A 20,190-nucleotide genomic window follows, 5' to 3' on the forward strand; every position below is an offset into this window, starting at 1 on the left:
AATTTACGCACAGGTTTATCCACAGGTAGTGCGTTGCAATCGTCCCCCGAAACGCATTATCTTGTACCACGGCGCCAAAAAAACCCTACATGTAGGGTTTTGACTAAAAAGCCCAACCACATTTCAGACCAGAAACTCAAGCGCTTTATTGCCTGTTTATGGTTGAACCAAGCGTCAACTTACAAGCCCAAACCGCACTGGCGGATGGCACCGTTTTTTTCAGGCCAGAGCGGCGAAAACGGTACGGGTGTTGCAGTCATGACTGACACCCCCGAAAGGAATCCGGTTGCGAGCCCAGGCTCGTACCAAAACTTCGGCAAGGACGGCCTCATTAGCCTTTTTCCTACTGTCCCGAAGTTGTTATGCCCGACATCCGTCGGTTGTAGTGCTTCAGGACAGAACGGTGGGCACCGTGATGGTGCCCAAACAAACATAGAGAATGTGGAGACACTCCCCCATGCAAACCGACACAACTCGCGAGAACCCGCAGGGCACCTTGCCGCAGGCCGCCGATTCGAATTCGGATCTGTCCGCCACTGCGCCAGGGCAGCTGCGTGTGATCAAGCGTAACGGCACTGTCGTTCCTTACACCGATGACAAAATCACCGTCGCCATCACCAAAGCGTTTCTCGCAGTTGAAGGCGGCACCGCTGCTGCCTCGTCGCGAATCCATGACACCGTGGCCCGCCTGACCGAACAGGTCACTGCGACCTTCAAGCGTCGCATGCCATCGGGCGGCACCATCCACATCGAAGAAATCCAGGACCAGGTCGAACTGGCCCTGATGCGTGCCGGCGAGCAGAAAGTCGCGCGCGACTACGTGATCTACCGTGACGGTCGTTCGAAAGAACGCGCTGCCCACGCCCCGGCCGAAGAAGCGGTCAACGCTCACCCGTCGATCCGCATCACCCGCGCCGATGGCACCTTTGCACCTCTGGACATGGGTCGCCTGAACACCATCGTCACCGAAGCGTGCGAAGGCCTGGAAGAAGTCGACGGCGACCTGATCCAGCGCGAAACCCTGAAGAACCTGTACGACGGCGTGGCCCTGACCGACGTCAACACTGCCCTGGTGATGACCGCCCGTACCCTGGTCGAGCGTGAGCCGAACTACTCGTTCGTGACCGCCCGCCTGCTGATGGACACCCTGCGTGCCGAAGGCCTGGGCTTCCTCGGCGTGGCCGAAAGCGCTACCCACCACGAAATGGTCGACCTGTACGCCAAGGCCCTGCCTGCCTACATCGCCAAGGGTATCGAGTTCGAACTGCTGAACCCTGTGCTGGCCACCTTCGACCTGGAAAAACTGGGCAAGGCGATCAATCACGAGCGCGACCAGCAGTTCACTTACCTGGGCCTGCAAACCCTGTACGACCGTTACTTCATCCACAAGGATGGCGTGCGCTTCGAACTGCCGCAGATCTTCTTCATGCGCGTGGCCATGGGCCTGGCGATCGAAGAGAAGCACAAAGAAGACCGTGCAATCGAGTTCTACAACCTGCTGTCGTCCTTCGACTACATGTCGTCGACCCCGACCCTGTTCAACGCCGGCACCCTGCGTCCACAGCTGTCGAGCTGCTACCTGACCACCGTGCCGGATGACCTGTCGGGCATCTACCACGCGATCCACGACAACGCCATGTTGTCCAAATTCGCAGGCGGCCTGGGCAACGACTGGACGCCGGTTCGTGCGCTGGGCTCGTACATCAAGGGCACCAACGGCAAGTCGCAAGGCGTGGTTCCGTTCCTGAAAGTCGTGAACGACACCGCCGTTGCCGTTAACCAGGGTGGCAAGCGCAAAGGCGCTGTGTGTGCCTACCTGGAAACCTGGCACATGGACATCGAGGAGTTCATCGAACTGCGCAAGAACACCGGTGATGACCGTCGTCGTACCCACGACATGAACACCGCCAACTGGATCCCTGACCTGTTCATGAAGCGCGTCTTCGATGACGGCCCGTGGACCCTGTTCTCGCCGTCCGAAGTTCCGGATCTGCACGACCTGACCGGCAAGGCCTTCGAAGAGCGTTACGAGTACTACGAAGCCCTGTCCCAGTACCCAGGCAAGATCAAGCTGTTCAAGACCATCCAGGCCAAAGACCTGTGGCGCAAAATGCTGTCCATGCTGTTTGAAACCGGCCACCCATGGCTGACCTTCAAAGACCCGTGCAACCTGCGCAGCCCGCAGCAGCACGTCGGCGTGGTCCACAGCTCGAACCTGTGCACCGAGATCACCTTGAACACCAACAAGGACGAGATCGCCGTTTGCAACCTGGGTTCGATCAACCTGCCGAACCACATCGTCAACGGCAAGCTGGACACCGCCAAGCTGGAGCGCACCGTCAACACGGCCGTTCGCATGCTCGATAACGTGATCGACATCAACTACTACTCGGTGCCGCAAGCGAAGAACTCCAACTTCAAGCACCGTCCGGTCGGTCTGGGCATCATGGGCTTCCAGGACGCTTTGTACCTGCAGCACATCCCTTACGGTTCCGACGCTGCCGTCGAGTTCGCCGACAAGTCGATGGAAGCGGTCAGCTACTACGCGATCCAGGCTTCCTGCGACCTGGCTGACGAGCGCGGTGCCTACGAGACGTTCCAGGGTTCGCTGTGGTCCAAAGGCATCCTGCCGCTGGATTCGCAACAGATCCTGATCGAAGCCCGTGGCCAGAAGTACATCGATGTCGACCTGAACGAATCCTTGGACTGGGCACCGGTTCGCGCCCGTGTACAGAAAGGCATCCGTAACTCGAACATCATGGCCATCGCACCGACCGCGACCATCGCCAACATCACTGGCGTCTCGCAGTCGATCGAACCGACCTACCAGAACCTGTATGTGAAATCGAACCTGTCGGGCGAATTCACCGTGATCAACCCGTACCTGGTTCGCGACCTGAAGGCTCGCGGTCTGTGGGACTCGGTCATGATCAACGACCTGAAGTACTACGACGGTTCGGTGCAGCAGATCGAGCGCATCCCGCAGGAACTCAAAGAGCTCTACGCGACGGCCTTCGAAGTGGACACCAAGTGGATCGTCGACGCGGCCAGCCGTCGTCAGAAGTGGATCGACCAGGCTCAGTCGCTGAACCTGTACATCGCCGGCGCTTCGGGCAAGAAGCTGGACGTGACCTACCGTATGGCTTGGTACCGTGGCCTGAAAACCACTTACTACCTCCGTGCCCTGGCCGCGACCAGCACCGAGAAGTCGACCATCAACACCGGTAAGCTGAACGCTGTATCCAGCGGCGGCAACCACGGTGACGATTCGGTCCTGGCTGCTCCTGCCGGCCCTGCTCCAGTGCCGAAGGCTTGCGCCATCGACGAGCCGGATTGCGAAGCTTGCCAATAAGCTGAGCCGGTAGCACAAAACCCCGACAGGCCTCTGGCTTGTCGGGTTTTTTTTGCCTTCCAATTGTAGGAGCCGGCTTGCTGGCGATGAACGATGACGCGATATACCTTGATGACCGTGTTGCCTGGATCGCCAGCAAGCCGGCTCCTACAAGGTCCGGGAGAATGTGATTTTGTCATCCACAAAAAAGCCCCTCTGATGAGGGGCTTTTTATGCAGCGTAATCCAGCATCAGGTCATCTGAATGATGGTCTGCATGATGGTGCTCTGGGTGGAGATGGTCTTGGCGTTCGCCTGGTAGTTGCTCTGCGCCTTGATCAGGTCGACCAGTTCGTTGGTCACGTTGACGTTGGACTCTTCCAGCGAGTTGGACTGGACCGAACCCAGGCTGCCGGTTTCCGGTGCATCGTAGCCCGGGATACCCGACGAGTAGGTTTCTTTCCAGCTGGTACCGCCCACTGGCTGCAGACCCTGTTCGTTGGTGAAGCTGGCCAGCGAGATCTGACCGATCGGCTTGGTCTGGTTGTTGCTGAAGTTGGCCAGCAATACACCGCTGCCATCGATGGTCAGGTTGGTGATCTGGCCAGTGGCGTAGCCGTTTTGAGCAGGAATCGAACGCGCAGTATCCGCGTTGAACTGGGTGGTATTGCTCATGGCAATCGACATGCCCGCCGGATCGGCGGACGCGCCATTGGCCGCCCATACACCGTTGGTCACGGTGCCCGGGACCCAGTTAGTGATCTTCAAATCAGGGCTGACGACCGGAGGCGTGCCCGGCGTGGTGACCGATACCAGTTTTCCGCTTGTGTCGAACGCCATGACCGAAGCAACCGCCGGGGTAACCTTCGGGTCGCTGCCATTCGGGTTGCGACCATCGATCAGGGTGTAGGTCGACCACGTGTTGGCGCCAGTCTTCACCATGTATTGATCCATGGTGTGCTGGTTGCCCTGCGTGTCGAAAATCGGGGTGCTGAACTGCTTGGTGAAAGAGGCCGACTTGCTCGGGTCAAACGGATTGGCCACAACGTCGATCACGTCAGCGGTGGAGTTCAGGTTGATCGTCGACGATACGCTGGTAGTGGCTTTCGGTGCCAGGTTGGAGGTGTCGATGCGCAGGTCGGTCAATACGCCGTTCTGGATCTTGCCATTGTCATCCACACCGTAACCTTGCAGACGCGAAGTACCGTCGGTGTTGGTGACGTAACCTTCCTTGTCGACCTTGAACGTACCGGCACGCGTGTAGGACAGCGAGCCGCTGTTGTTCAGCACGAAGAAGCCGGAGCCGTTGATACCCATGTCCAGCACGTTACCCGTGTTGCTGATGTCACCCTGGGTGAACTGCTGGGAAACGTTGGCCAGGCGCACGCCGTTGCCGACGGTCTTGCTGCCGGTACCCAGGCGGGTCGCCGAGTACACGTCTTCGAACTCTGCACGGGACGATTTGAAACCGGTGGTGGCAACGTTGGCGATGTTGTTGCCGGTCACGTCCAGTTGTTTGTTGGCTGCAAAGAGACCGCTAAGGCCGATATTGAAAGACATCATCCACTCCTTTATGCCGGGTTAGTCGGCTTTACATACCAATGGTTTGAACTTTGGACAGGGCAATACTGCCCAGCCCGGCCAGATTGAGCATCAGCTCACCGCCAGTCTGGCTGATGGTCACGCTGTTGACCGTCGCCGGCAGGTTGGTGATCAGTGCGACGGACTGGCCATCGATGGAGGTCGAAGCGCCGAAGGTGTAAGTGCCGGCAGGCACTGTCACGCCCGCATCGTTCTTGCCATCCCAGATGAAACTGGCGTTGCCGGCTTTCTGTGAACCCAGGTCGATGGTGCGCACAGTCTTGCCGTCTGCATCGGTGATCTTCAGGCTGGCGGAAGCCACCGAAGTCGGTATGACCACCGTGCCGCTGAGGCTCTTGGTGGTGTCGACCACCGCCTTGTCGCCCGGCGCGATGACCGAACGTCCCACCAGCGATGAAGCCTGCAAGGCCTGGGACGAGTTGTAGTTGCTGGCCAGGCCGGTAACGGTGTCGTTGAGCGTGGTGATGCCTTCCAGACTGCTGAACTGGGCCAACTGGGCGACGAACTCGCCGTTGTCCTGAGGCTCCAGCGGGTTCTGGTTTTTCAGTTGCGTGACCAGCAATTGCAGGAACGCATCCTTGCCCAGGGCCTTGTTGCCCGAGGCACTGCCGGCTGCCGACGCAAGGCCGTCACTTGTTTTGTTGGTCTTGACCGAGGAGTTCGCCAGGATGTCGTTGAGGCTCAAACCGCCAGTGGAATCGGTAACACTCATCTGAGTCGCCCCTTATCACTGACCAAGGGTCAGGACTTTCTGCATCATGGTTTTGGCGGTGTTCATCATTTCGGCGTTGGTCTGGAACGAACGGCTCGCGGAAATCATGTCGGCCATTTCTTCCACCACGTTGACGTTCGGGTAGTAGACGTAACCCTTGGCATCGGCGGCCGGATGGTTCGGCTCGTAGCGCGCCTCAAGATTGCTCTGGTCCTCGACCACGCCCAGCACTTGCACGCCCTGACCGGCCGCGTCCTGGTTCTGGAACAGCGAGTCGCTGCCGCCGCTCTGGCCGCCCTGGAACATGGTGGCGAACACCGGGTGGCGCGCGCGGTAGGTCTGGTCGATGCTCGACGAGACCGTCTCGGCGTTGGCGATGTTCGAAGCAACGGTGTTCAAACGAGTGGTCTGCGCACTCATGCCGCTACCGGCAATGTTGAAAACACTGGATAGAGACATGGCTTACTCTCCGCGCAGGGCTGACACCAGCCCTTTGAATTTGCTGTTGAGCAGGGTGAAGCTGGCCTGGAAGCCGACCGCGTTTTCCGCGTAGTTCGACTGTTCCAGTTGGGCGTCCACGGTGTTCTGGTCAATCGACGGTTGCATCGGCGTGCGATACATCAGCGACTCGTCGCCATTGCCCAAGCCCTGCGCTTCGATATGACGACTGTTGGTCATGTTCAAGGCGAAGCCGCCGCTTTTGGTTTTCTCGTTCTGCTCGGCGAGCACTTTGGAGAAATCCAGATCCCGAGCCTTGTAGTTCGGGGTATCGGCGTTGGTGATGTTGTTGGCCAGGACTTCGGCACGCTGGGCGCGGAAGCCCAGGGCTTTTTCGTGGATGCCGAGCGCTTTATCGAAGCTGATGCTCATGTCGGGAAACCTTTGGGTGACCTGATTTTTCGTACGATGGACATAGCAAGCGTCATGCCAATTCAAAAAAGCCCGTAAACCGGGGCTTTGCCGGCCATGGCAATGCGGCAACGACAGAAAAGCGGCAACGGTTTTCCGCCGGATGCCGCTTTTCTGCCGCTTGGCACCGCACTTGAGAACACCACCTCCCCCTGTAGGAGCTGGCTTGCCAGCGATGGCGTCGAGTCAGCCGACTTTTAAATTGCGGACACACCGCTATCGCTGGCAAGCCAGCTCCTACAGGGATTGAGATAGCTGTGAGAAATCAGCAGGCATAAAAAAACGGGAACCCCTGAGGACTCCCGTTTTCTGACAACCCCAACGCAATCACTTCGCCTGGTAAATGATCCCCGGACTGCACTGGACCATCTGGTAGTGATCCGGCAAACCGTTCAGCGCTTCGGAAGCACCGAGGAACAGGTAGCCGCCCGGCTTCAACGTGCTGTGGATACGCAGCAGGATGTCCTTCTTCACCTCGGCGGAGAAGTAGATCAACACGTTGCGGCAGAACACGATGTCGAACTTGCCGAGGCTCGCGTAGCTGTCCAGCAGGTTGAACGAGCGAAACTCCACGCGACTCTTGATCGGCGCCTTGATCGCCCAGCGCCCCGGCCCTTTCGGATCGAAGTAACGTTGCAAGCGCTCGGGCGACAGGCCGCGGCCGATGGCCAGGCTGTCGTACTCGCCGGTCTTGCAGTTGTTCAGCATGGTGCTGGACAGGTCGGTGGCAACAATCTGCACGCCCATCCGCAACTGGCCCATGTTGACCCGCTCGAACTCGTCGATGGACATCGACAGCGAGTACGGTTCCTGACCCGACGAACACGCCGCCGACCAGATGCGCAGACGCTGGCCGGGACTGGCCTTGATCGCCTCGGGCAGTGCCTTGTTCTTCAGAACCTCAAACGGATAGGTGTCACGAAACCACAGGGTTTCGTTGGTCGTCATGGCATCCACCACCTGCTCGCGCAAACCACTGCGCGGCTGGGTCTGCATGCGCTGGACCAGTTCACCCAGGCTCTTGATGCCTTGCTGTTCCATCAGTTTGTTGAGACGGCTGGAGACCAGGTATTGCTTGTTTTCACCCAGCAAAATGCCACAGGCTTTTTCCAGGAACACCCGGAACTGTTCGAAATCCAAATTACCCGTAGACAATGATGCCGCCTCTTAAATCGTATTGATTACCGGGGGCGCAGGCCCCTAGCTGATATCTGCTGCCTTGATCCGATCGACTACACGGGACGCCAGGTCATCAGGACGGAATTTGGCCAGGAAGTCATCGGCACCGACTTTCTTGACCATCGCCTGATTGAATACCCCGGACAAGGAAGTATGCAGGATGATATGAAGCTTTTGCATGCGCGGGTCGTTGCGGATTTCCGCCGTCAGGGTGTACCCGTCCATCTCCGGCATCTCGATGTCGGAGATCATCATCAGGAACTCTTCTTCCGGTTTCTTGCCCTCATCGGCCAGTTTGCGCAGGTAATCCAGCGCTTGTTTGCCGTCGTTCAGCGCCACCACCTCGACACCGACCGTTTGCAGGCAACGCGTGACCTGCTTGCGCGCCACCGACGAGTCATCGACGGTCAGCACGCGCAACGACAGCGCCTTGTGCTGGGTTTCGACATCCACCACACCGGCGGAAATCGCTTCCGGCGTCGGCGCCACTTCCGCCAGCACCTTCTCCACGTCGATGATTTCGACCAGCTGATTATCGACCCGCGTCACCGCCGTCAGGTAGTGATCGCGACCGGTGCCCTTGGGTGGCGGATGGATCTCTTCCCAGTTCATGTTGACGATGCGTTCCACCGAGCGCACCAGGAAACCCTGGGTCTTGGTGTTGTACTCCGTGATGATCACGAAGGGGTTGTTCTTGTCCTTCAAAGCACCGGAGCCCGTGGCCATCGCCAGATCAAGGATCGGAATGGTCGCCCCCCGGATACTCGCCACGCCGCACACGACAGGACTGGACTTGGGCATCAGCGTCAGTTTGGGGCATTGCAGCACCTCCCGAACCTTGAACACGTTGATCCCGTACAGCTGCTGGCCGTCGAGACGGAACAACAACAGCTCAAGGCGATTCTGCCCCACCAGTTGCGTGCGCTGGTTCACCGAATCCATTACACCCGCCATGCCCAGACTCCTACACCAACGCCAAGTGTTGTTGCGACGCGCCATAATCACTAAACGGCACGGCGCTTGCTTTTTATCCGTTATGAACACACAACCGACATTTTTCCGACACCTGACCGCTCCCTGGCGCCGATTACTCGGCGTGCTGTCGGCTATTTGCCTGTTCAACGCTGGCAGCCCTGCCCTTGCTGACGCGGTTACCTTGCCTGACATGCTTATCGGCGTCACTCAGGGGTTTCTTGAATTCACCGTAGAAGACTATTTGGCCACCAGTCAAACCGAAGGTCGCTACGAGATCGAAGTCAACAAGCTCGATCCACGCATGCACATGCCCATGTGCGACAAGGAATTGACAGCCACGCTTGAAAGTCCCAAGCCGATCGGACGCGTCACGGTGAAGGTCCGTTGCGAAGGCGCAGCCCCCTGGACAGTCTTCGTACCCGCTCAAGTCCGCCTGTTTCGTGACGTCGTGACGTCTGCCCGGCCTCTGCGCCGTACAGCCATTATCGAACCTGAAGATGTGCTTCTGCGTGAGCGCGACATCAGCCTGATCAGCCAGGGTTACCTGACCTCCCTCGACCAGGCGATCGGACAGCGATTGACCCGACCAATGGTCACCGACCAGGTCATTACCCTGGTGAACATCGAACAGGCCGAAGTCATTCGCAAGGGCGACCAAGTGGTGATCACCGCCCGCAGCGGTACGCTCAGCGTGCGCATGCCGGGCGAGGCCCTGTCAAACGGCGGTTTGAGCGAGCAGATCCGGGTGAAAAACCTCAACTCCCAACGCGTCATCAAGGCGCTGGTCACCGCGCCCGGACAGGTGGAAGTGTCTATGTAGAGACGTTATCTGCTTACGAGAATGTGGCGCTCGCCCCGGCTGTTCCCTAGACTGTGCTCTATGCAGAGCAAGCGCTGACGCGCGCAAGGCTCGTTGATAAATGGGCCTAAAGTTTTCCAGGGAATGGCCGAAACCATGGCAAGCGTCCAAATTCCCAGAGGTTTTCATCATGGTCATCGATTTCAGCCGTTTGAACAGCTCCTCGCCCCTTACGGGCAGTACACGTACCAGCGCCAGCAAGGACAGCGTCGAGGCCGGCAAGTCCGCGCCACTGGAATCCGCGGCAGAACAGGTCGGTACAACCCAAAGCGGGGAATCGGTACATCTCAGCAATGAGGCTCAGCAGTTGCAGAAGGTCACTGACAAGCTGCGCGATCAGCCTGCCGTCGACAAGGCCCGGGTGGCCGAGTTGAAAGCAGCGATTGCCGATGGCAGCTACAAAGTCGACAGCAACCGCGTAGCCAGCAAACTGCTCAACTTCGAAGCCCAGCGCTAGGCCACGGCCGGCGCCAGGCTTTTGGACGCTTAAACCCCAAGGCCAGCCATGCACGACTCTAATTTACTGCAACTGATCATCGACGACTTTGCTCCCGCGCAACAATTGCTGGAGTTGCTGCAGACCGAATCCCTTGCCTTGCACGGCCGCGACATGCCACTGCTCGAGGACATTCTGGCGCAGAAACAGGCATTGATCGTCTTGCTCGAACAGCATGGCTGCAAACGCAGTGAAATTCTCGCCAGCCTCAACCTGCCGACCAACAGAAGCGGTCTTGAGCAACTGGCCGGCCAATCGAGCATTGGCGATCAACTTCTGATGCAAAGTGACGTACTGACCGATCTTCTGGCCCAATGCCAGGCCATCAACATCAACAACGGGCAGTCGATCCTGACGCAACAAGCCGCCACAGCCACTCAGCTGAAAATCCTCAACGGCGGCGACACCCCGGCGCTTTACGACGCCAGCGGTACCTTCTCCAAGCTTGCCAAACCGCGCCCGCTCAGCCAGGCATGAGCCGGTGGCGTCCTCGCTCTATCAAGACGCGCAACATACTGGCAAACTGATAGCCAGCCGTAGTCAAATTTTGTCTGGAGATTGATTAACCGTGTCCAATGCCTTAAACGCGGAAGATGCTCCGCAGCCACCCAAGGTGCTCAGCACACCCTTGGAAATCTCCAGCAACCTGCGCCAGCTGCAAGAAAGCCATGACCCGCTGATTATCACGTTCCACGAACGGAGCCAGCGTTTCCAGAGCTATCTGGTGGACCTCGATCGCGACCGCGACATGATTGCCCTGGACGAAATGATCCCCCGTGATGGCGAGCGGTATTTGCTGGCCGGCGAATCTTACAAGGTCGAAGGCTTCCACGACGGTGTACGCATTGCGTGGGAAAGCAACGGCCCGTTGACCATCGATGAGTCCGGTGGTGCGCGTTGCTACCGCGGCAGCCTGCCCGATGAAGTGGTCTATCACCAGCGCCGCAATGCCTTCCGCGCGGCCTTGAAACTGGCGCAACTGGTCAACGTCAATCTGGGCGGTGAAAAACTCAAGGCGCCCATCAGCGGCAAGCTGCTGGACATTTCCGCCACGGGTTGCAAATTGCGCTTCGAAGGTGACATCACCGAGAGCCTGCAACTGGGTCAGGTTTACGACCGGTTCAACGCCGACCTGCCTTTCGGCAAGATGACGGCACCGGTCGAACTGCGTTATCTGCACTTCGAAGAAAGAATCTCCACCACCTTCGCCGGCGTTCGCTTCCACAACATGAGCGGGCTGGTGCAGCGGCAGGTCGAGCGCTTCGTCTACCAGCTGCAACGTGAAGCGCGTCGTTTCGACAAAGACGATCTCTGATCTGACGTTGCTTTCCTGTAGGAGCCGGCTTGTCGGCGAAGGCGTCGTTGGGTCCTGCGTTGATGCAACAGACGCCTTCGCTGGCAAGCCAGCTCCTACAAAAAACGGGTAGGACGAAGACAAAAAACGGGCAGTCCCTTGCGGTGACTGCCCGTTTTTTTATGCCCTGAATTTAAGGTCTGGCTTCGGTAAAACTCTGCTCGCGCCCGGTGTCAGGGTCTTCTGGTGGCGGTGACTGATCGGTTTCTGAAGTCGGTTCAGGTTCGGATTCAGACTCTGGATTGATCGGCGACTGCATCTGCTCCTGCACCACGTGTTCATCGACGCGCGGATCAAGTGCGGCGACCAGCGGCGAACTCGACATGCTGTCCGGCATCGCCACGTGATGCAGCGGTGCATCGTCGACCTGATGCAGATTGGTCACGGCTTTCGGCCGGATCCGCCAGACAAGCACCAACGCAAAGAAGCTGAAAAACGCATACAGGCTCTGGCTGCCGAACAGCTTCATCAGCACCCCCGCCGCCAGCGGCCCGATGCTCGCACCGACACCGTAAGTCACCAACAGCATCGCCGTCAGCGACACCCGGCGATCGCCCTCGACATGGTCGTTGGAGAACGCCACCGCCAACGGGTACAGGCAGAATTGCACCAGCGAGCAAAGGAAGCCGATGACGAACAGCACCTCCAGCGGCACCTTGGGCAAGATCGCCAGCGGTAACGCCGCGACGGCCAGGAACATGGCGAAGCAGCGGATCAGCAGTGCACGGTCATAACGGTCGGACAACCAGCCGAGCGGCCACTGCACCAGCAGCCCGGCAAAAATGCAGCTACCCATGAACAGACCGACCTGCTCCGTGGTCAGCCCTTGCTGCGAGGCATACAGCGGTGCCAGACCATAGAACGAACCGATGATCAGACCTGCGCCCAGTACCGTACTCAACGACTGCGGCACACGCTTGATAAAGAACCGCGGTTCCATCGGCGCCGGATGCAAGGCCGCCGGGTGAATTCGCCGGGTCAGCGCCACGGGCACCAGACACAGCGCAAAACACAGGGCAACCAGCATCAGCAGTTCAAGCCCCAGCCCCGGGTGCATGACCAGAATCAGTTGCCCGAGCACCAACCCCAGGTACGAGGCAATCATGTAGCCACTGAACACCAGCCCACGCTGATTGGCATCGGCCTGTTCGTTCAGCCAGCTCTCGATCACCATGTATTGGCACATCATGCCGAGGCCGACGATCACCCGCAAAAAGAGCCAGGCCGGCAACCAGTCCACCAGGCCATGACCGAGCACCGCCGCGCCGACGATCCCGGCACACGCCGAGTAGGCCCGGATGTGCCCGACCCGGGCAATCAAGCGGTGACCGATCTTGCCGCCCAGCACCAGGCCGAAATAGTTGGCGGCCATCAACGCGCCGACCCACAGGCTGTCGACATGGTCGGCCGCCAGGCGCAACGCCAGGTAAGTGCTCAACAGGCCCGAGCCGATCAACATCATCAGCGAGGCGAAATAAAGCGCTCGAAAGGATTTCCAGATTTGGCGCATCGGCGTTCCGAGCGGCTCCTTGCAGTGAAGATCGGGCTATCGCTGAACGATAGCCTGATGTAGACGGGACGTCAGGCCTGGACCGCTAAAACACGCCGTTCCCAGGGAGTAATTTCATCATAGAAGCTGGTCAGCTCCAGGGTCTTCGAAGCGATGTAGCCTTCGATGAATTCCGCCCCGAACAGTTCCTTGGCCAACTGACTACGTTTCAGACGCTCAAGCGCCGCGTGCAAGGTACACGGCAATGAAAGATTGTCCGGCACTTCAAATTCGCCCTGGATCGGCGCGCTCGGTTCCAGCTTGTTCTCGATGCCATGCAACCCAGCCGCGAGGCTCGCGGCAATCGCCAGGTACGGATTGGCGTCAGCCCCCGGCAAGCGGTTTTCGACCCGCCGCGCCACCGGCAAGCTCGCCGGAATACGCAAACCCGCCGCGCGGTTGTCATGGGACCAGCACGCATTGTTCGGCGACGCATAAGGGTGGCACAAGCGCTGGTACGAGTTGACGTTCGGCGCAAACAACGCGGTGAAATCCGCCATACAGGCTTGCTGACCGGCGATGAAATGCCGGAAGGTCGCCGTCTCCTCCCCCGCCTTGTCACTGAACACGTTACGCCCTGAATCGACCTCAACCACACTCTGGTGAATGTGCATCGAACTGCCCGGTGTATGCGCCAACGGCTTGGCCATGCAAACCACGCTCAAGCCGTGCTTGATCGCGACTTCTTTCAGAAGATGCTTGAACAGGAACGTCTGGTCGGCCAGCAACAGCGGATCGCCATGCAGCAGATTGATCTCGAACTGGCTCACGCCCATCTCGTGCATGAACGTATCGCGGGGCAACCCCAGCGCCGCCATGCATTCATAGACCTCATTGAAAAACGGCCGCAAGCCGTTATTGGAGCTGACGCTGAACGCCGACTGACCATCCTCGCGACGACCGTCCAGACCCAGGGGCGGCAGGAAAGCTTGAGTCGGGTCGGTGTTGGGCGCAAAAACGAAGAACTCAAGCTCGGTCGCCACCACTGGCGCCAGGCCAAGGACCGCATAACGGGCGAGCACGGTCTTGAGCTGACCACGGGTCGACAGGTTGGAGCTGGTGGTGGTGCCCAACTCATTCGCATCGCAAATCGCGAAGGCCCGCGGTGGATGACTCCAGGGCAAGCGGTGGATTTGCGCCGGGTCGGGAATCAACGCCAGGTCGCCGTCATCGCTGCCGTAAAAACGCGCTGGCGGATAACCGCCCATGATGCATTGCAGCAGCACACCCCGCGCTAACTGCAAACGCCGACCGTCGAGGAAACCCTCGGAGGTCATCACTTTGCCCCGGGGGACGCCATTCAAATCCGGCGTGACACATTCCACTTCATCAATGCCCGTCAATCGCTGCGCGAGTGAACTCAGGCCAACGGTTGTCATGACGCAATCCTTGTTATTGTGCGAGCCGCGAACGGCGACCGTACAAAATAGACTCCGCATGTTCAGAATATCAAGCAGCCCTCATCAATAAAGATGTAAAACCTCGTAGGCGCTGCCGAAGGCTCGGGCCTACGACAAACAATCACGGGAGGTAAAGGCTGAACACCCCACCACCCAACGCCCCGCCATTGCTGATTTCGGTACGTCCGACAACCCCGTTGCGCTGATGCAGCGCGGCAATCCGCCCGGCAAAATACAGACCCAGCCCGGTGCTGCCGCTGCTCTGGTTAATACCCTGAACGTAATCGGCCTGACGCTCGATCATCTGCGTCGGATACCCCTCGCCGTCGTCGTTGATGGTCAGCACCAGTTGCCCGGCTTCGTCGCTGACGCTGATCAACAGCGCGTGCCGTGCGTAACGGATCGCGTTGTTGACGCAATTGGCCAACACCGAGGCAATCAACTCGCGATCAAAGAATCCCAAGGGGCTCAACGGGTCCACTTCATAGGTGACCATGATGCTGCGGCTGGCGAACACTTCCTGGTGACACGCCAGTTGCGCCTCGATGAAATCGTCCAGTTCATGGTAGGCCGGTTGCAGGGGCATCTGATTGACGCCGAGTTTGTACAGCCCCAGTAACTGCACCAGCATGCCGTTGAGGTGCGCGAACTCGAAATCGATCACGCCCTGCTCCGGCGACTGGCGCGCAGGCTCTGGCAAGCGTGCCAGCCATTGGCTGTGGGCCTGCATCAACAAGGTCAACGAGTTCTTCATGTCGTGCACGGTGGAAGCGATCACCGTGGAGAAATCCAGGCCCTGCCCGTTGTCGTTCATGCGCCAAACGCCTTGCTTTTGAGCTTCTGATAACGCGCAAAACGCGCGTCGGAGTCCGGCATCAGGCCGACCATCTTCAGGCAGGTCCGGCACTCTTCGAGTTCTGCCGACGCAACATTGGTGTCGGTGCCATGCAACAACGACTGCGCCATGTTCAGGGCAATGCTGATGTTCTTCGGTTGCAACGTCAGGGCTTTGCGGAACACCGCCCGCGCTTCCACCAGGTTGCCGGTCTTGTACACGCGCACCCCTTGGCGGTTGAGGTCGGCCGCAGCGTTGCCGGCGTTGAGGATGGAAGGATCGTCGGTCTGCTTGGCGATATCCTTCATGACCACCGGATCGTCACCGTAGATCTCCACGCAGTTTTTCAGCATGGCGGTGCCGGCCTCGGTCTGCCCGAGCATCTTCAGTTGCTTGGCCACCAGCAGCGCGGCCTCGGCGCTCATGAATTGCTCCATGCCATCAAGGCGCAACAAAGCCTGCTCGGTGAGTTTGTCGGCGGTTTCGGCGTCGTTGAGCAACAGGCTGGTGGCTTTCATCAGCCGTGCACGAATTTGCAGGCCCGGATCGGAAGGGTTTTCCTTGGCCACAGCACTCAGCGTGGTGTTGATTTCCAGTCGAGTCCGCGTGTCCAGGCCTCGTTCGCTGCCCTTGCTGATCAAGGCGTGAGCCAGGCCAAGATTGCTCTCGGCGTCTTTGAAGCGCGACTGCGCACCTTGGGCCACGGCCTGGCGATAGGCCTTGGAAGCCGTGTCGAAATCTTCGTTGGTCATGGCCAACTTACCCAGCAACGCTTGCCGGCGCACCGCCAGCGGTGACAGGCGGATCGCTTCTTCCAGCACACGCTGCGCGCCCTTGGTGTCGCCCTCGGCGACCAGTACATCGGCCATACCATCGTAGAGCGACGGCATCATCGGGAACACTTTCAAGGCTTTTTCGTAGATACCCTTGGCTTGCGAAACCTGCCCGCGCTTGAACAACAACTTGCCCAACCCGGCAAAGGCCCACGGCAAAGGTCGGTCGGCAATGATGCTGTCGTACAGGCGCTCCAGTGCTTCGTTCTGATTCAGATCGCGCAAAGCGTCGGCGCGATAACGCAGGCACAAGGGCGAATAGCGAATGTCCTGTTTGCACAGGGCGATGCAGGCGTTGAGCACTTCCATCGGTTTGCCACGGTCGAGGGCTTGCAGGATCGGCTTGAGCAAGGTCTTGCGCTGCTCCAGCCGTTCCAGGCGCTGGGCCAGACTGGAACGGTTGAACGGTTTGGTCAGATAGGCGTCGGGCTCATGTTCCAGCGCACTGAGCACCATGGCCTGGCTGGTTTCGGCGGTGACCATGACGAACACCGCTTCACGGCTGATCAGCTTCTCTTCCATCAGGTCTTCGAGCACCTGTTGGCCGTTCTTCTTCCCGTCGCCCAGGTGGAAGTCCTGCAGGATGAAGTCGTAAGCCTTCTGCGAGCACATTTTCAGCGCCTGCTCGCCGGTATCGGCGGTGTCCACTTCCTTGACGCCCAGCTCGCGCAACATTGAACGCACGGAACTGCGGAAGTCAGAGAAATCATCGACGATCAAAAAACGCTTTTGGTGATACGACAGCATCGAAGATTTCCAGGCAATTTAAGAAGAAGAACCCAACGGCACACCCACGGACGGACGCAGCTTCGGTGGCGCCTGTTTTGGACGCGCAGATGATAGCTGGTGGCCCTAGGCTATCAAACACCTGCTCATCGACAATAAGCCCCCATGCCGAGCGCGCAGACAAATACGTCCGTGACAGCCCGGGTTATCGGCCAGCCATCGCATTCCCTTGAGAACCTTCCCCAAGGCTCACGCGAATTATGTGAACGCGTTAATGAAAACGAATCCTGTCGACTCGGCAGCCGAGCTTTTCGAATTCGCCGATAAATTGACTAAGTCGAGATTAGTCCTCCTAACTTCACACCATTCGTCTATTAATTGACGACAATAAACAGGATCCAATCATGGCCGCTTGCCACCTTTTACACGGCTAAAACATTGATTTACGAGGCTTCCCCTCCCCCTTGAGCACTTCGATCCGACCGGTCCGCACCGGTTCTGTATCGAGGACCGACGTACGGGCAGGCTGGCACCGCGCTGGGCTGACCTAGAATCAGTTGAGAGGCGCGGGGAGCACATCGTCATGTGTAAACCTTTGATAATTATTCGTATTCATTTTTTCCCGCGAGCCTTGTCTACCGTTTGGAAACGTTCGTCCCGCCTGCCGGCGCTGTTGATGGGAAAGCCCCCGGGGCCGCTGGTAGCCAATGCCTGGACGGGCACCCTCACGGCCTTCCGGCGTTTCCCGCAGGCCACTGACAGTTTTGCAAGGAGGTCAGGAACATCATGACTGACCAGAAAACACCAATAAGCGTGATGTTGGTTGATTGCCGTCCCCTCGTGCTGGTGGGCCTTCACGACTTGATCAATGCCAGAAAGCCCCGGATGGAGGTGACCGGACAGGCCACCACCTATACCCATGCGCTGGACCTTGCCGATCAGTTGCGGCCCCATGTGATTTTTTTCAGTTTCTTCCCGGATGCGCTGAATCCGCTGGAAGTCGTTGCAGAACTCAGCCGTAACACCGAAATGAAAGTGCTGCTGCTCAAGGGCCTGTACGAAGCCGTCCCGGCTGCCCAGGCGATAGAGGCTGGCGCACGCGGCATCGTGCTGGCGGAAGACCCGACGGAGTCGATTGTCCAGGCCATCCTCAAGGTTCACCACAGTGACGTCGCAATGGATAGAGCCTGGGTTGGCGGCCTTTCCGGCTATGCCGCGGCCGGGCACGTCCCCTTGAAATGCAACGTGGAGCAGGCGAAACAGGCGCGGTTGACGCTGCGCGAGAGAGAACTGATCCGCGCCATCGTGGGAGAGCCGTCCGCCAAGTACGTGAGCATTGCCGGTCGCTTGGGGATCAGTGAGCACACTGTGCATAACCACCTCAGCAACATCTATCAAAAGCTTGATCTGATCAACCGCATCGACCTGCTGATGTATGCGCAGAAACACGGGCTCAACCACGAAGTACCACCCAATTCCGTCTGGGTAAAACTGGATTGAATTTCAAGTCGATATAAGAAGGTTTGCCCCTCGGCACCGCAGAAAAATGCGAGGGTGGTTTCCTACACCACCCTCGCATTCGTTCATGCGCGCGATACCTCAGGCGCTAAAGAAGAGGTCGCTATTCTGAAGGTCGACCCCGACCACGGTGATGGTCGTTACCTGTCCAGGCTCGGTCACTGTCACGATGCTGTCTGCGCCGGTGTTGTCGATCTGGAAGGCGTTCTGCACACCGTTAATCACCAGTTTGTCTTGCACTCCACCGCCCACATCGAAGCCGGTGACCTGGTACAGATTGTCATTGATCGACAGGTCGATGTTGAACGCATCTTGCTCGCCGATCGTGCCCACCAGCGTGTAGTCGAAGGACGCGTCGGGGTCGTTGGCAAACAGGTTGGCGTCAAACGTACTGGTCGCCGAATCGCCATCCTTGTCGGTCAGTGTCGCGCTGAACGTCAGCTTGACATCGCTGGCCAGGCTCTCGCTCTCCTGAATGAACTCGATCACCGGGATCTTGATCTTACCTAGGCCCATCGTGAGCTGAACAGCATCAATGAGCTCCGAGTCCGATCTCTCGATGAGGAAGGACGTCTGTCCTTCAGCCTCCGAGGTCAGATCAGCGGCAAGAACCTTCGTCGGTGGACCCGAAGTCGTGCCGTCCTCGTAGAAGATCGTGTAGTACAGCTCCTCCGTTGCCGGGTCGTACCCCTGCGCGTTGTCGATGAAAACTTTCATGCCCGTCAACAAGGTCTCGGGATTGATGACGAAACTCTCGTCACCGTCATTGATGCCTGCCGTCCCGTTTCCATCCAGGTTGTTGTTGCCGATGCCGATGCCGGACGTGCTGACGTTTAGGTTTGCGGCGCCGATGAATGCAAACCCGCCGGCTTCTATCTGCGCTTCGGTGAGGTCGGGCTCTCCCTGCGCGATGGCGGAAAATATGTCGCTTGAGGCAGTGGTCGCGTTAACACCAAAAAAGACAATCTCCTCAGATGGCGAAGGAATAGCCGGGTTGTTCGTCTCCGGAATCAACAAGGTGCGCACTGGATCCGGGCCGCCGGCCGAGAGCGCGCCGTCGGCACTGCTGAGCACGATCGTCGAATGGAAGCCTTGCACCAGATCCAGTGCATACGTGCCATCGGCGAAGGCGGTCAGCGTGTAGTCGACGCTGGTATTGGCTGTTGCGGCGTTGTTGTCGAAATCACCGGTCAACGTACCCGCAAAATGGTAGGCGCCGTTGATATCCGGTGAGCTCCCCTGCTCGGTGAGCGTACCGCTCCCGGTTACCGTCGTGTTGTTTGGCCTGACGAGAGTGAACTGGTTGTTCACCAACGAAATATCCAAGCCCGCCGCACCCAGCCCGTCGGCTCCCGCCGCGCTGGTCCAGAATCCGTACTGTGGAAGGAGGCTACCGGTCCCGATCAGGTTGCCGAACGCGAGTGATGGCCCGTCGTCCTTGAACACCAGGTTCTGCCCGATATTGAGGGTTGCCTGGACGCTGTCGCCATCCCCATCGGTTTTGGTCGCGGTCAGTTTCACCAAATCATCCGAGGCCAGACTCGTTGAGTCATCGGGATCGTTGATATTGGGATGCACCACCGCCCGGAGCTGATCGAGCGTGACGCTGCCATTGGCGGCCACGCTGACCGTGAACACCAGATCGTTACTCGTGGCCGTGCGGCCTTCAACCACCGTGCCGTTGAGCGACAGGATTACCGCCTGGCCCGTGGCCGTGTCGGTCATACCGGTCGCACCGGCGCCGATGCTCAGCGCATAGGTCAACGTGCCCGCCCCGTCGGCGCCAAACGCCGAATCGAAGTTGGCCGCAAAGCTCGAACTGGCGTCGGTTGTCAGGTCCGTCTCGTCCACGGTCAGCGTTGGCTCTTCACCCGTGGTGCTGATGCTTGGTCCATCGTCCTTGAACACAAGAT

The 20,190-nt window shown here is 58.8% G+C and carries 17 protein-coding genes; 6 read left to right on the forward strand and 11 right to left on the reverse strand.

Going from position 1 to position 20,190, the window contains the following annotated elements; all coding sequences use genetic code 11:
* Positions 1-457 precede the first annotated feature (457 nt).
* The gene (locus tag QYH43_RS15875; RefSeq protein WP_095056529.1) at positions 458-3,352 is read left to right on the forward strand and encodes a ribonucleoside-diphosphate reductase subunit alpha; all 2,895 of its coding nucleotides are present in this window, start codon (positions 458-460) and stop codon (positions 3,350-3,352) included.
* A 230-nt stretch (positions 3,353-3,582) separates the two neighbouring features.
* Here the strand turns inward: QYH43_RS15875 and flgE are convergent, their stop codons facing one another.
* The 6 genes from flgE to QYH43_RS15905 form a co-directional block, all read right to left on the reverse strand.
* Positions 3,583-4,890 (reverse strand): flagellar hook protein FlgE, encoded by a 1,308-nt coding sequence (gene flgE, locus QYH43_RS15880; protein ID WP_095056528.1) that lies wholly within the window; start codon positions 4,888-4,890, stop codon positions 3,583-3,585.
* 31 nt (positions 4,891-4,921) lie between these two features.
* Entirely contained in the window at positions 4,922-5,644 is a 723-nt protein-coding gene (gene flgD / locus QYH43_RS15885) for a flagellar hook assembly protein FlgD (protein ID WP_301157371.1), read from the reverse strand.
* Between the two features lie 15 nt (positions 5,645-5,659).
* Complete coding sequence (flgC, locus tag QYH43_RS15890) at positions 5,660-6,103, reverse strand: flagellar basal body rod protein FlgC (RefSeq protein ID WP_007937507.1); 444 nt, start codon at positions 6,101-6,103, stop codon at positions 5,660-5,662.
* Positions 6,104-6,106: 3 nt separating this feature from the next.
* Positions 6,107-6,514, reverse strand: coding sequence for a flagellar basal body rod protein FlgB (flgB, locus tag QYH43_RS15895; RefSeq protein ID WP_095056526.1), 408 nt, complete (start codon positions 6,512-6,514; stop codon positions 6,107-6,109).
* 366 nt (positions 6,515-6,880) lie between these two features.
* Positions 6,881-7,708 carry a protein-glutamate O-methyltransferase CheR gene (gene cheR / locus QYH43_RS15900; protein ID WP_095056525.1) on the reverse strand — a complete coding sequence of 276 codons (828 nt, stop codon included), beginning with the start codon at positions 7,706-7,708 and terminating at the stop codon, positions 6,881-6,883.
* 45 nt (positions 7,709-7,753) lie between these two features.
* The gene (locus QYH43_RS15905) at positions 7,754-8,686 is read right to left on the reverse strand and encodes a chemotaxis protein CheV (RefSeq protein ID WP_095056524.1); all 933 of its coding nucleotides are present in this window, start codon (positions 8,684-8,686) and stop codon (positions 7,754-7,756) included.
* Positions 8,687-8,768: 82 nt separating this feature from the next.
* Here QYH43_RS15905 and flgA point away from each other — a divergent pair, with 82 nt between their 5' ends.
* From flgA to QYH43_RS15925, 4 genes are all read left to right on the forward strand, one after another.
* Positions 8,769-9,527, forward strand: coding sequence for a flagellar basal body P-ring formation chaperone FlgA (flgA, locus tag QYH43_RS15910; RefSeq protein WP_095056523.1), 759 nt, complete (start codon positions 8,769-8,771; stop codon positions 9,525-9,527).
* Between the two features lie 169 nt (positions 9,528-9,696).
* Positions 9,697-10,023, forward strand: a complete 327-nt coding sequence (gene flgM, locus QYH43_RS15915; protein WP_095056522.1) for a flagellar biosynthesis anti-sigma factor FlgM — start codon at positions 9,697-9,699, stop codon at positions 10,021-10,023.
* Positions 10,024-10,071: 48 nt separating this feature from the next.
* Positions 10,072-10,539 carry a flagella synthesis protein FlgN gene (locus QYH43_RS15920; protein WP_301157372.1) on the forward strand — a complete coding sequence of 156 codons (468 nt, stop codon included), beginning with the start codon at positions 10,072-10,074 and terminating at the stop codon, positions 10,537-10,539.
* A 91-nt stretch (positions 10,540-10,630) separates the two neighbouring features.
* Complete coding sequence (locus QYH43_RS15925) at positions 10,631-11,377, forward strand: flagellar brake protein (protein ID WP_301157373.1); 747 nt, start codon at positions 10,631-10,633, stop codon at positions 11,375-11,377.
* A 172-nt stretch (positions 11,378-11,549) separates the two neighbouring features.
* Here QYH43_RS15925 and QYH43_RS15930 read toward each other — a convergent pair whose 3' ends face one another.
* From QYH43_RS15930 to QYH43_RS15945, 4 genes are all read right to left on the reverse strand, one after another.
* Positions 11,550-12,926 carry an MFS transporter gene (locus tag QYH43_RS15930; RefSeq protein WP_095061720.1) on the reverse strand — a complete coding sequence of 459 codons (1,377 nt, stop codon included), beginning with the start codon at positions 12,924-12,926 and terminating at the stop codon, positions 11,550-11,552.
* Positions 12,927-12,997: 71 nt separating this feature from the next.
* The gene (locus QYH43_RS15935; protein WP_301157383.1) at positions 12,998-14,242 is read right to left on the reverse strand and encodes a glutamine synthetase family protein; all 1,245 of its coding nucleotides are present in this window, start codon (positions 14,240-14,242) and stop codon (positions 12,998-13,000) included.
* Positions 14,243-14,486: 244 nt separating this feature from the next.
* Entirely contained in the window at positions 14,487-15,179 is a 693-nt protein-coding gene (locus tag QYH43_RS15940) for a sensor histidine kinase KdpD (RefSeq protein ID WP_301157374.1), read from the reverse strand.
* Positions 15,176-16,780 carry a tetratricopeptide repeat-containing response regulator gene (locus QYH43_RS15945; RefSeq protein WP_301157376.1) on the reverse strand — a complete coding sequence of 535 codons (1,605 nt, stop codon included), beginning with the start codon at positions 16,778-16,780 and terminating at the stop codon, positions 15,176-15,178. Before QYH43_RS15945 ends, QYH43_RS15940 begins: the two co-directional genes overlap by 4 nt.
* 765 nt (positions 16,781-17,545) lie before the next feature.
* Here QYH43_RS15945 and QYH43_RS15950 point away from each other — a divergent pair.
* Entirely contained in the window at positions 17,546-18,259 is a 714-nt protein-coding gene (locus QYH43_RS15950; protein ID WP_301157377.1) for a response regulator transcription factor, read from the forward strand.
* Positions 18,260-18,358: 99 nt separating this feature from the next.
* Here the strand turns inward: QYH43_RS15950 and QYH43_RS15955 are convergent.
* The coding region (locus QYH43_RS15955) for a DUF5801 repeats-in-toxin domain-containing protein (RefSeq protein ID WP_301157379.1) at positions 18,359-20,190 on the reverse strand (1,832 nt) is incomplete at its 5' end.

This window comes from Pseudomonas sp. C32, from assembly GCF_030417915.1.
Taxonomy (GTDB): domain Bacteria; phylum Pseudomonadota; class Gammaproteobacteria; order Pseudomonadales; family Pseudomonadaceae; genus Aquipseudomonas.

Coding starts and splice junctions, on each gene's coding strand:
- QYH43_RS15875 (WP_095056529.1), top strand. CDS start 458: ATGCAAACCGACACAACTCGCGAGAACCCGCAGGGCACCTTGCCGCAG.
- flgE (WP_095056528.1), bottom strand. CDS start 4,890: ATGTCTTTCAATATCGGCCTTAGCGGTCTCTTTGCAGCCAACAAACAA.
- flgD (WP_301157371.1), bottom strand. CDS start 5,644: ATGAGTGTTACCGATTCCACTGGCGGTTTGAGCCTCAACGACATCCTG.
- flgC (WP_007937507.1), bottom strand. CDS start 6,103: ATGTCTCTATCCAGTGTTTTCAACATTGCCGGTAGCGGCATGAGTGCG.
- flgB (WP_095056526.1), bottom strand. CDS start 6,514: ATGAGCATCAGCTTCGATAAAGCGCTCGGCATCCACGAAAAAGCCCTG.
- QYH43_RS15905 (WP_095056524.1), bottom strand. CDS start 8,686: ATGGCGGGTGTAATGGATTCGGTGAACCAGCGCACGCAACTGGTGGGG.
- flgA (WP_095056523.1), top strand. CDS start 8,769: ATGAACACACAACCGACATTTTTCCGACACCTGACCGCTCCCTGGCGC.
- flgM (WP_095056522.1), top strand. CDS start 9,697: ATGGTCATCGATTTCAGCCGTTTGAACAGCTCCTCGCCCCTTACGGGC.
- QYH43_RS15920 (WP_301157372.1), top strand. CDS start 10,072: ATGCACGACTCTAATTTACTGCAACTGATCATCGACGACTTTGCTCCC.
- QYH43_RS15930 (WP_095061720.1), bottom strand. CDS start 12,926: ATGCGCCAAATCTGGAAATCCTTTCGAGCGCTTTATTTCGCCTCGCTG.
- QYH43_RS15935 (WP_301157383.1), bottom strand. CDS start 14,242: ATGACCTCCGAGGGTTTCCTCGACGGTCGGCGTTTGCAGTTAGCGCGG.
- QYH43_RS15940 (WP_301157374.1), bottom strand. CDS start 15,179: ATGAACGACAACGGGCAGGGCCTGGATTTCTCCACGGTGATCGCTTCC.
- QYH43_RS15945 (WP_301157376.1), bottom strand. CDS start 16,780: ATGCTGTCGTATCACCAAAAGCGTTTTTTGATCGTCGATGATTTCTCT.
- QYH43_RS15950 (WP_301157377.1), top strand. CDS start 17,546: ATGACTGACCAGAAAACACCAATAAGCGTGATGTTGGTTGATTGCCGT.